We start from the raw sequence: 10,682 nt of genomic DNA, 5'->3' as shown, positions 1-10,682 counted from the left end.
ACCCTCTCCCTCGCCGTACGCGACTCGACCACGATGCTCCGCCGCAACCTCCTGCACGCCCGCCGCTACCCCTCCCTCACCCTCAACCTGCTGCTGACGCCGATCGTCCTGCTGTTGCTGTTCGTCTACGTCTTCGGCGACGTGATGAGCGCGGGCATCGGCGGTGGCGGCGCCGATCGCTCCGAGTACATCGCGTATCTCGTCCCGGGCATCCTGCTGATGACCATCGGCGGCACCCTGGTCGGCACCGCGGTGTCCGTCTCCAACGACATGACCGAGGGCATCATCGCCCGCTTCCGCACCATGGCCATCCACCGCGGTTCGGTGCTCATCGGACACGTCGTCGGCAGCGTGCTGCAGTCGATCATGAGCGTGGTCCTCGTCGGCGCGGTCGGCGTCGCCATCGGCTTCCGCTCCACGGACGCCACGGTCCTGGAGTGGTTCGCGGCGTTCGGGTTGCTCACCCTGTTCGCCCTGGCGTTCACCTGGATCGCGGTCGGGATGGGCATGGTCAGCCCGAATGCCGAGGCGGCCAGCAACAACGCGCTGCCGCTGGTCTTCCTGCCGCTCATCTCCAGCGCCTTCGTCCCGGTCGACGCGATGCCGGGCTGGTTCCGGCCGATCGCCGAGTACCAGCCCTTCACCCCCGCCATCGAGACCCTGCGCGGACTCCTCCTCGGCACCGAGATCGGCAACAACGGCTGGATCACCATCGCCTGGTGCCTGGCCCTGGCGGCGCTCGGCTACCGCTGGTCGAAGGCGGTGTTCGACCGCGACCCGAAGTGACCGGGCGGACCGCCTCCCCCGGCTCGTCCCGCCCGAGGGCGGCGTACTCCGGCACCTCGTCGGGCGTACGCCGCCCCGTCGGCGTTCCCGGCCGCCCGCCGGGCCCGCGCCGCCGCGATCGTCGCCCGAGCGCACGCCGCACCCGCGGCCGAGCGCACCCGCACCCCGGGTCCCCCGTGGTGGACTGAGCTCCATGACCACGCAGACGGCCACGCCACGCGACCCGGAGTCACGAGGACTGCGACTGACCTTCGCGCTGCTGTCCCTGACCGTGGTCAGCGGACTCATCGACGCGGTGAGCTACCTCGGCCTCGGACACGTCTTCACAGCGAACATGACCGGCAACGTCGTGGTGCTCGGCTTCGCCGCGGCAGGGGCACCCGGCTTCTCCGTGTCGCACACCCTGACCTCGCTGTGCTGCTTCCTGGCGGGCGCGGTGGCCGGCGGGCGGATCGCGGTGCGGTTCGGCAAGGGCTCGCGCCGCGCGTGGGCCCGCGGCACGTTCGCCGCCGAGGCGGTCCTGATGGCCGCCTGCGCTGCGGCCGCCTTCGCGGCCCCGGACGCCACCGCCACCGCGTACACCCTGATCGCCGTCACGGCCTTCGCGATGGGCCTGCGCAACGCGACGGTCCGCAAGCTCGGCGTGGCCGATCTGACGACCACCGTCCTGACGATGACCCTGACGGGCCTGGCCGCCGACTCCCGCCTCGGCGGCGGCGCGAGCCACCACTCCCCGCGCCGCACCGCCTCCGTGTTCGCCATGCTGGCGGGCGCCCTGCTCGGCGCCTGGCTGGTCCTGCACCACGGCCTGGGCATCCCACTGCTGATCGCGGCACTGGTGGCGGCGGCCCTGGCGGTGACGGTCTCCGGCCGCGAGTGAGGGCCCCTGCCGGAAGCGCCTGACGCACCCGGCGGCGCCCCTTCGCGGCCGCGGAACGCCACCTACAACCGCTGAATGATCGTCCCCGTGGCCAGCCCTCCACCCGCGCACATCGTGATGAGCGCGAACTCCTTGTCCCTGCGCTCCAGTTCGTGCAGGGCCGTGGTGATGAGCCGGGCTCCCGTGGCGCCGACCGGGTGGCCCAGCGCGATGCCGCCCCCGTTCACGTTCACCTTCTCCAGGTCCTGTTCGAAGACCTGCGCCCAGCTCAGCACCACGGACGCGAAGGCCTCGTTGATCTCGACGAGGTCGATGTCCCTCAGGGACATCCCGGCCTTGCCGAGCACGGCACGGGTGGCGTCGATCGGGCCGTCCAGGTGGAAGTGCGGGTCCGAACCCACCAACGCCTGGGCCACGATCCGGGCCCGCGGGCGCAGCTTCAGCGCCCGCGCCATCCGCTTGGACGCCCACAGGATGGCGGCCGCGCCGTCGGAGATCTGGGAGGAGTTGCCGGCCGTGTGAACGGCCGTCGGCATCACGGGCTTCAGCTTCGCCAGCGCCTCCATGGACGTGTCGCGCAGCCCCTCGTCCCGGTCGACGAGCCGCCACATGCCCTGCCCGGCCCGCTGCTCGTCCTCGGTGGTGGGCACCTGCACGGCGAACGTCTCGCGCTTGAACCGCTCCTCGGACCAGGCGATGGCGGCCCGTTCCTGCGAGATGAGCCCGAGGGAGTCGACGTTCTCGCGGGTCAGACCGCGGTGGCGCGCGATGCGCTCGGCGGCCTCGAACTGGTTCGGCAGGTCCACGTTCCACTCGTCGGGGAACGGCTTGCCCGGACCGTGCTTGGACCCCGACCCCAGCGGCACCCGCGACATCGCCTCGATGCCGCAGCTGATCCCGACGTCGATGACACCCGCCGCGACCATGTTGGCGACCATGTGCGAGGCCTGCTGCGAGGAGCCGCACTGGCAGTCGACCGTCGTCGCCGCCGTCTCGTAGGGCAGCCCCATCGTCAGCCAGGCCGTACGCGCGGGGTTCATCGACTGCTCGCCGGCGTGGGTCACCGTGCCGCCGACGATCTGCTCGACGCAGTCGGCGTGAATGCCGGTGCGGCCGAGGAGTTCACGGTAGGTCTCGCCCAGGAGATAGGCGGGATGCAGATTGGCGAGCGCGCCACCGCGCTTGCCGATGGGGGTCCGTACGGCTTCGACGATCACGGGTTCCGCGGCCATGGGGGCTCGTCCTCTCCTCAGGCCTGCCCGGCGGCCAGGCCCTGCTGAACCGCGCAGCGCGGGGCGTCCCGGCCCACCCACCGCGCAGAACTAGAACGCGTACCAGTTCTGCGTGCAGTTTGCTGAGCGAACCCCCCGCGCCGCAAGGGTCCTGCAGCTCCCGAAGTCGTGATCTGCACGAATCCCGCACGCAATTGGTGGGCCCGCACCTCTTGCCACTTGTAGAACCCGTTACTACCTTCACGGCGATTCCACGTTCCTGATGGACCGTCAGAACTACCCGCGGGGACGGACCGTCACCACCGCAGGCACCACCGTAGGCGCGAGACCTGGAGTTGCCGATGCCCTGTCCAGCGCTGCCCGACGGGTTCGATTTCACCGACCCCGATGTACTGCACCACCGCGTGCCCCTCCCGGAGTTCGCCGAGCTGCGCCGGGCCGAACCGGTCCACTGGATCCCGCAACAGCCCGGTGTCGCGGGCTTCGAGGACGACGGCTACTGGGCCGTCACCCGGCACGCGGACGTCAAGTACGTCTCCACGCACCCCGAGCTCTTCTCCTCGTTCCTCAACACCGCCGTCATCCGCTTCAACGAGCACATCCAGCGAGAACAGATCGAGGTCCAGCGGCTCATCATGCTCAACATGGACCCGCCCGAGCACACCCGGGTCCGCCAGATCGTGCAGCGCGGCTTCACCCCGCGCGCCATCCGCTCGCTGGAGGACGCCCTGCGCGCCCGGGCCGGTTCGATCGTCGCGAACGCGCTCGCGCAGGCCGGCCCCGACGGGGCCTTCGACTTCGTCACCCAGGTCGCCTGCGAACTGCCCCTGCAGGCGATAGCCGAGCTCATCGGCGTCCCGCAGGAGGACCGCGTCAAGATCTTCGACTGGTCCAACAAGATGGTGGCGTACGACGATCCGGAGTACGCGATCACCGAGGAGATCGGCGCCGAGTCGGCCACCGAACTCATCTCGTACGCGATGAACATGGCCGCCGACCGCAAGCAGTGCCCCGCCAAGGACATCGTCAGCACGCTGGTGGCGGCGGAGGACGAGGGGAACCTCGCCTCCGACGAATTCGGCTTCTTCGTCCTGCTGTTGGCGGTCGCCGGCAACGAGACGACCCGCAACGCCATCACGCACGGGATGCACGCCCTGCTCACCCACCCCGACCAGTGGGACCTCTACAAGAGGGAGCGGCCGAAGACCACCGCCGAGGAGATCGTCCGCTGGGCGACCCCCGTCGTCGCCTTCCAGCGCACCGCGACCCAGGACACCGAACTGGGCGGACAGCGGATCAGGAAGGGCGACCGCGTCGGCATCTTCTACTCCTCCGCCAACAACGACCCCGAGGTGTTCGAGAGCCCCGAGGCCTTCGACATCACCCGTGACCCCAACCCGCACCTCGGCTTCGGCGGCGGAGGTCCGCACTTCTGCCTCGGCAAGTCCCTGGCCACCCTGGAGATCGACCTGATCTTCAACGCGATCGCCGACGCGATGCCGAACCTGCGGCTCGCCGGCGACCCGCGCCGGCTCCGCTCCGCCTGGCTGAACGGCGTCAAGGAGCTCCAGGTCAGTCACCTCTAGCGGGCACCGCGCGCTCGGGCCGACGGCCTCCCGGCACCGTCGGCCCGTCCCGCGGGAGGCAGGGGCATCCCCCGCGCCCGGCCCCTGCCTCCCCCGGATCAGCTCGGAGTACGGCTCGTCGCCGGGACCGGCTTCCTCGTGCCGACCTCGACCGGTTCCCTCGGTGCCCGGGGCCGCGGGCCCTGGAGGACGTGGGTCAGTCCGAAGCCGGCCGCGACCACGGCCGCGCCGCCGACGGCGTCCAGGACCCAGTGGTTGCCGGTCGCCACGATCGCGGAGACCGTGAAGAACGGGTGCAGCAGGCCCAGCGCCTTCATCCACCACTTGGGCGCCAGGATCGCGATGACGAGCCCGCACCACAGGGACCAGCCGAAGTGCAGCGAGGGCATCGCCGCGTACTGGTTGGTCAGCTCGGTCAGGGTGCCGTAGTCCGGCTTGGAGAAGTCCTGCACGCCGTGCACGGTGTCGATGACGCCGAGGCCCGGCATCAGGCGCGGCGGGGCGAGCGGGTAGAGCCAGAAGCCGACGAGGGCGAGCAGGGTGGCGAAGCAGAGGGCGGAGCGGGCCCAGCGGTAGTCGGAGGGGCGGCGGACGTAGAGCACGGCGAGGACGGTGAGCGGGACGCCGAAGTGGAACGACTCGTAGTAGAAGTCGAAGAAGTCCCGCAGGAAGGGGACCTTCACCACCGCGTGGTTGACCCCGTGCTCGATGTCGAGGCGCAGGAACCGCTCGACGGCGAGGATCTGGTCGCCGTGGTGCTCGGCGGCGGCCCGGCCGCCGGAGCTGGTGCCGCCCGTCGCGGCGAGCCTGACCTGCTGGTAGGCGGCGTAGCCGACACGGATCAGGAGCAGTTCGAGCAGCAGGTTCGGGCGGGCGAGGACCCGGCCGAGGAACGGGAGCAGCGGCACCCGCTTCCACCGGGCCGGGACGGGCTCCGCGTAGTCGGTGGGGATCGGCGCCCGGTAGAACTCGGAGGTGCGGGACAGGAACGGTACGACGGTGGCGGCGGCCAGCGCGGCGATCAGCACCACGTCGTCGCGCACCGGCAGGAGCGCCGGTGTGTCCGGCAGCATCACCCTGGCGGGCAGTGTCATGACGAGGATGACGGCGACCGGCCACATGGGGCGGTCCGAGGTCTTCCTGCCGACCCGGCCGACGAGCGCGAGCAGCACCCACAGCAGCTGGTGCTGCCAGGTGGTGGGCGAGACGGCGACGGCCACGCAGCCCGTGATCGCCACGGCGAGCAGCAGCTGCCCGTCGCGCGCGTAGCGCACCGCGCGACGGAGTCCGAGGACGGCGACGGCCACGCCGAGTGCCAGGAAGAGGCCGATCTCCAGCGGCCCGCTGAGGCCGAACCTCAACAGCGCGCCGTGCAGGGACTGGTTGGCGACGTCGTCGGCGTCCTTGCCGAGGCCGACGCCTCCCAGGTGGTGCACCCAGTAGGTGTTCGAGTCGTGGGGCATCGCGGCCCAGGCGAGCACGGTGAGGGCGGCGAAGGTGATCCCGGCGGAGGCGGCGGCACGGCGGCGGCCGGTGAACCAGAGCAGCGGCGCGAAGAGCAGCACGGTCGGCTGGAGGGCGGCCGCCAGGCCGATGAGGACCCCGCAGACGTACTCCCCGCGGACGGCGAAGCAGCCGAGCAGGACGAGCAGCACCGGGATGATGCTGGTCTGGCCGAGGTAGAGGGCGTTGCGCACCGGCAGCGACAGCATGAGCAGGCTCATGGCGACGGGGGCGGCGAGCAATGACGTACGGCGGCTCACGGGGGGCGGCAGGGCGCGCGCGGCGACCAGCCCGAGCGCGACGACCAGCAGCAGGGTGCCGAAGGTCCACCCATAGCCGAGGGCCTGTTCGGCCGACCGGGTGAGGGGTTTGAGGACGAGACCGCCGAACGGGGTACCGGTGAACCGTGTCGAGTCGTAGAGCGAGCCCTTCACGTGGAGCACGCCGTGCGGTCCGACCCAGGTCTCCAGGTCCGTCAGCCGCTCCGGCGTGGGCGTACTGAGGACGGCGGCGACCTGTCGTACGGCGAGTATCGCGGCGATCATCCACAGCCCGACACGGAGCGCGCGCACCCGTGTTCTCGCGGTCTCCGCCGCCCCCCTGAAGGCATTGCCCGCTCGTCCGCCGTGCTCCACGTCCGCCACGCCCCGTCGGCCCTCCCGACCCATTGGTTCCGGTGTGTTCCGTGCATCCCTTACGTCACTCCATATCAGGACCTTATGGGGCGTGTGCCGCTTCCGTCGAAAAGCGCAGGAAACCCCCATGTCAGCGGACGCCTGCCCTCTTTTCACCAGGAAGGCCACGGCTCCACCCGGAAGGTCACGGCACGCGAAGGCCTCGGTTCCCCTCCGGCCTGGCGACATAGATCACAGACGGTCCCGGGAAGGGGCACCCCCGGCCGCCGCGTCGCGCCTGCGTACGCCGCCTTTAGGTGCGCTGCGCGGTGGGTCGCGCACCGTACGTCATGCGGACGATCCGGCCTAAGGTCGCTTTTCGGTCCGCCTCCGGGTGGGCCTCCGGTCCGCCCCCGGGCGGACCCGTCCCTGTCCCCGGCGAAAGGAAGGCCCTTGCCGACCGCGACCCCGACAGTCCCCGCGGCACCCGTCCCGACCCGCGCCCGCCCGGCCTCCCCCGAGGTCACCGTGACCGACCCTGCACTGGTCAAGCGCGCCGTGAAGGCGGCAGCGCTCGGCAACGCGATGGAATGGTTCGACTTCGGTGTCTACAGCTACATCGCGGTGACCCTGGGCAAGGTCTTCTTCCCTTCCGGCAACCCGACCGCCCAGCTGCTCTCGACCTTCGGCGCCTTCGCCGCGGCCTTCCTCGTGCGCCCGCTCGGCGGCATGGTCTTCGGCCCGCTCGGCGACCGGATCGGCCGCCAGAAGGTCCTCGCGCTCACCATGATCATGATGGCGGCGGGCACCTTCGCGATCGGCCTGATCCCGTCGTACGCCACCATCGGCGTCGGCGCTCCGATCCTGCTGCTCGCGGCGCGTCTGGTGCAGGGCTTCTCCACCGGCGGCGAGTACGCGGGCGCCTCGACCTTCATCGCCGAGTACGCGCCCGACAAGAAGCGCGGCTTCTTCGGCAGCTGGCTGGAGTTCGGCACGCTCGCCGGCTACATCGGCGGCGCGGGTCTGGTGACCCTCATGACCGCCCTGCTGTCCACCGAGGACCTGCTGTCCTGGGGCTGGCGCGTGCCGTTCCTGATCGCGGGCCCGATGGGCATCATCGGCCTGTATCTGCGGATGCGTCTCGAGGAGACCCCGGCGTTCGCCGCGGAGATCGAGAAGTCCGAGGCCGACCGCCCGAAGGTGCCGCTGCGCGAGATGATCACCGGCCAGTGGCGCGCCCTGCTCCTGTGCGTGGGCCTGGTCCTGGTCTTCAACGTCACCGACTACATGCTGCTGTCCTACATGCCGAGCTACCTGACCAGTGAGCTCAAGTACGACGAGACGCACGGTCTGCTCGTGGTCCTCGGCGTGATGGCGCTGATGATGATCGTGCAGCCCTTCGCGGGAGCGCTGACCGACCGGATCGGCCGCCGCCCGGTGATCGCCGCCGGCTGCGTGGGCTTCCTCGCCCTGTCCGTCCCGGCGCTGCTGCTGATCCGCCAGGGCAGCCTGTTCGCGATCGCGCTCGGCATGGGCGCCCTCGGCCTGCTGCTGGTCTGCTTCACCGCCGCGATGCCCGCCGCGCTCCCGGCGCTCTTCCCGACCCGGGTCCGCTACGGCTCGCTCTCCATCGGCTTCAACATCTCGGTCTCGCTCTTCGGCGGCACGACCCCGCTGGTGGTCACGGCCCTCATCGGAGCGACCGGGAACATGATGATGCCCGCCTACTACATGATGGCCGCGGCCGTGATCGGCGGCGTCGCCGTGTGGTTCATGACGGAGTCTGCGGGCCGCCCGCTGCCGGGTTCCGCACCCGCGGTGGAGCCCGCCCGGCACTGACGCCGCCCCACCCGCGCCGTGCCCTTTCCCGCCCCGCCCTGGAACCGCGGCCTCCGTCGTGTCGTCCGAGTCCCTGTCCGACGGCACGACGGAAGGGCTACGAGGAGGTGCGCGCGGCTGCCGAACGGCTAACGAGGGCGGATGCGCGCGTGGACATCTGCGGGTCGTCCCGTCGGCGCTGCTGCTCACGGCGGTGGCGGTGGGGGCGTTCGTGCGGGGGCCCGCGGCCGCCGTCCGGTCCTGCCTCCCCCTCCGGTGCGGGTCCCGCCGCCGATCGGCCGAGACCGGGCCCCGGGCGCCCGAATCCGGCTGGCAGGCACCGGCGTCGGGGACTAGGTTCGTCCCGGAAGTACTTAGCGCATCTAACTAGGCATACGAAAGGCCCGGTTCATGAGCGAGTCACAGGTCTGGAACGACGTCGACGACCACTTCACCACCCTCCTGGCCCCCGCCGACGAGACCCTGGCCGCCGCGCTGCGCGACAGCGACGCGGCCGGACTGCCCCCCATCAACGTCGCGCCGAACCAGGGCAAGCTGCTCCAGCTGCTCGCCGAGATCCAGGGCGCCCGGCGCATCCTGGAGATCGGCACGCTCGGCGGCTACAGCACGATCTGGCTGGGCCGCGCCCTGCCCGCCGACGGGCAGCTGATCACCCTCGAGTACGACCCCCGGCACGCCGAGGTCGCGCGCGCCAACCTCGCCCGGGCCGGGCTCGACGAGATCACCGAGGTGCGGGTGGGGCCCGCCCTGGAGTCGCTGCCGAAGCTGGCGGACGAGAACCCGGAGCCGTTCGACTTCGTCTTCGTCGACGCGGACAAGGTGAACAACCCCCACTACATCGAGTGGGCGGTCCGGCTCACCCGGCCCGGCAGCGTGATCGTCCTCGACAACGTCGTCCGCGACGGAGCGGTCACCGACGGGACGAGCACCGACCCGAGCGTGCGGGGCACCCGGGCCGCACTCGAACTGATCGCCTCCCACCCGAAGTTGAACGGCACGGCGGTGCAGACGGTGGGCAGCAAGGGGTACGACGGGTTCGCGCTGGCACGCGTACTCGCCTGATCACCTCGTCCCGCCCGGCCGCCCGCCCGCACCGGCCCTCGGCCCTTCGGTCCCGGACCTTCGCACCGGTTCCGTGCCGGAGCCGGTCCTAGGCCTCGTGGTAGAAGCCCACGTTCACGGTGCGGGGGCCGGTGCGGTCGTGGATGACGAGTTCGCCGTAGCCGCCCGTCGGCAGCTTGGCCGTCCCGCCGTACGGAAGCGGCTGGGCCGCCAGCCCCGCAAGGATCAGCCGGACCTCGGAGGACGGCTCCGTGTGGGAGCCACGGAGCCAGGTCACCTGCCAGGAGCCGTCCGGGCCGCAGAGGAACTCCAGGTGGACCCGGGACACGAACAGCCAGTCGTCGGGGGTCGCGAGACGGCACACGGCCCGGTCCCGGCCCACCCGCAGCATGGCCCCGGGGTCGCTCGGCGCGTCGGCCATCAGCATCCCGGCCGTCGCGCCGGCGTCCGCCCCGGACACCGAGGCCATGGTGAGTTCGAGCACGCGCGCTCCTTCGTGAGGTGCTGGTCCAATGGTGCTGGCGCGAAACGTCGTTGCTCCGCCGCCGCCGCATGATAATTCGACCTTTCCCCTCGTGGTGCGACCTCCGGCACAATGGACCCATGACCGAGCGCAAGCCACCCGGCGTCAGCTTCGAGTCCTGGGTCGACCGGCAGATCCGCCAGGCGGAGGCCCGCGGCGAGTTCGCGGAACTCCCCGGCGCGGGCAAACCGCTGCCGGAGGTCACCGACACGCCGTACGACGAACTCTGGTGGATCAAGCGGAAGATGGTCCGTGAGGGGCTGTCGGTCCTGCCGCCCACCCTGGCCCTGCGCAAGGAGGCGGAGGACGCCCTCGTCGCGGCGTCCGCGGCCCCCTCGGAGCGGGCCGTGCGGCGGATCGTCGAGGACATCAACGCCAAGATCCGCGAGGTCATGTTCAGACCGCCGCCGGGACCTCCCCTCGGGCTCAAGCCCTACGACGTGGAGAAGATCGTGCGGGAGTGGCACGCGGCGCGGGCGGACCCGGCCCCCGAGGCCCGGCCCCCCGGGGAGCGGGCAGACGGCGGAGCCGCCTGAGGCCGCGGAGGACCGCGGGAACGCCGGACGGAATCCGGCGGATCCCGCGGCACGATGAACCGCGCGGCACCCAGGGACACGACGTTCCGCGCGAACGCCGGTGAGGCCGCGCCCCGGAACC

The 10,682-nt window shown here is 71.4% G+C and carries 9 protein-coding genes; 6 read left to right on the top strand and 3 right to left on the bottom strand.

Annotated elements, in window-relative coordinates; translation table 11 throughout:
* Together ACFWBT_RS37800 and ACFWBT_RS37795 are read left to right on the top strand one after the other, a co-directional pair.
* The coding region (locus ACFWBT_RS37800) for an ABC transporter permease (protein ID WP_385707763.1) at positions 1-786 on the top strand (786 nt) is incomplete at its 5' end.
* Positions 787-979: 193 nt separating this feature from the next.
* Positions 980-1,666, top strand: a complete 687-nt coding sequence (locus tag ACFWBT_RS37795) for a YoaK family protein (protein WP_385707760.1) — start codon at positions 980-982, stop codon at positions 1,664-1,666.
* Between the two features lie 62 nt (positions 1,667-1,728).
* Here the strand turns inward: ACFWBT_RS37795 and ACFWBT_RS37790 are convergent, their stop codons facing one another.
* Positions 1,729-2,898, bottom strand: a complete 1,170-nt coding sequence (locus ACFWBT_RS37790) for a steroid 3-ketoacyl-CoA thiolase (protein ID WP_266758210.1) — start codon at positions 2,896-2,898, stop codon at positions 1,729-1,731.
* Positions 2,899-3,239: 341 nt separating this feature from the next.
* Between ACFWBT_RS37790 and ACFWBT_RS37785 the strand changes: the two genes are divergently transcribed.
* A complete protein-coding gene (locus ACFWBT_RS37785) occupies positions 3,240-4,484 on the top strand; it encodes a cytochrome P450 (RefSeq protein WP_385707756.1) in 1,245 nt (414 codons plus the stop codon).
* A 98-nt stretch (positions 4,485-4,582) separates the two neighbouring features.
* Here the strand turns inward: ACFWBT_RS37785 and ACFWBT_RS37780 are convergent, their stop codons facing one another.
* The gene (locus tag ACFWBT_RS37780) at positions 4,583-6,631 is read right to left on the bottom strand and encodes a bifunctional glycosyltransferase 87/phosphatase PAP2 family protein (RefSeq protein WP_385707753.1); all 2,049 of its coding nucleotides are present in this window, start codon (positions 6,629-6,631) and stop codon (positions 4,583-4,585) included.
* A gap of 423 nt (positions 6,632-7,054) precedes the next feature.
* Here ACFWBT_RS37780 and proP point away from each other — a divergent pair, with 423 nt between their 5' ends.
* Both proP and ACFWBT_RS37770 read left to right on the top strand, forming a co-directional pair.
* Positions 7,055-8,440: a glycine betaine/L-proline transporter ProP gene (proP, locus tag ACFWBT_RS37775; RefSeq protein WP_385707750.1), complete on the top strand. Its 1,386-nt coding sequence runs from the start codon at positions 7,055-7,057 to the stop codon at positions 8,438-8,440.
* Between the two features lie 390 nt (positions 8,441-8,830).
* Positions 8,831-9,502 carry an O-methyltransferase gene (locus ACFWBT_RS37770; protein ID WP_385707748.1) on the top strand — a complete coding sequence of 224 codons (672 nt, stop codon included), beginning with the start codon at positions 8,831-8,833 and terminating at the stop codon, positions 9,500-9,502.
* Between the two features lie 88 nt (positions 9,503-9,590).
* Here the strand turns inward: ACFWBT_RS37770 and ACFWBT_RS37765 are convergent, their stop codons facing one another.
* Positions 9,591-9,986, bottom strand: a complete 396-nt coding sequence (locus ACFWBT_RS37765; protein ID WP_385707746.1) for a hypothetical protein — start codon at positions 9,984-9,986, stop codon at positions 9,591-9,593.
* A gap of 119 nt (positions 9,987-10,105) precedes the next feature.
* On the opposite strand from ACFWBT_RS37765, the gene ACFWBT_RS37760 reads away from it, so the two are divergent.
* Positions 10,106-10,561, top strand: a complete 456-nt coding sequence (locus ACFWBT_RS37760) for a DUF1992 domain-containing protein (protein ID WP_385707743.1) — start codon at positions 10,106-10,108, stop codon at positions 10,559-10,561.
* Positions 10,562-10,682: the final 121 nt, after the last annotated feature.

Source organism: Streptomyces sp. NPDC060027, from assembly GCF_042737005.1.
In the GTDB taxonomy this organism is placed as follows: Bacteria; Actinomycetota; Actinomycetes; order Streptomycetales; family Streptomycetaceae; genus Streptomyces.
The sequence above is the reverse complement of the archived record's forward strand: the minus strand, read 5'-3'. Positions and strand labels throughout refer to the sequence as shown.

What these genes read in the sequence shown, in the direction of transcription:
- ACFWBT_RS37760 (WP_385707743.1), top strand. Translation starts at nt 10,106, where the DNA reads ATGACCGAGCGCAAGCCACCCGGCGTCAGCTTCGAGTCCTGGGTCGAC.
- ACFWBT_RS37785 (WP_385707756.1), top strand. Translation starts at nt 3,240, where the DNA reads ATGCCCTGTCCAGCGCTGCCCGACGGGTTCGATTTCACCGACCCCGAT.
- ACFWBT_RS37790 (WP_266758210.1), bottom strand. Translation starts at nt 2,898, where the DNA reads ATGGCCGCGGAACCCGTGATCGTCGAAGCCGTACGGACCCCCATCGGC.
- ACFWBT_RS37795 (WP_385707760.1), top strand. Translation starts at nt 980, where the DNA reads ATGACCACGCAGACGGCCACGCCACGCGACCCGGAGTCACGAGGACTG.
- ACFWBT_RS37770 (WP_385707748.1), top strand. Translation starts at nt 8,831, where the DNA reads ATGAGCGAGTCACAGGTCTGGAACGACGTCGACGACCACTTCACCACC.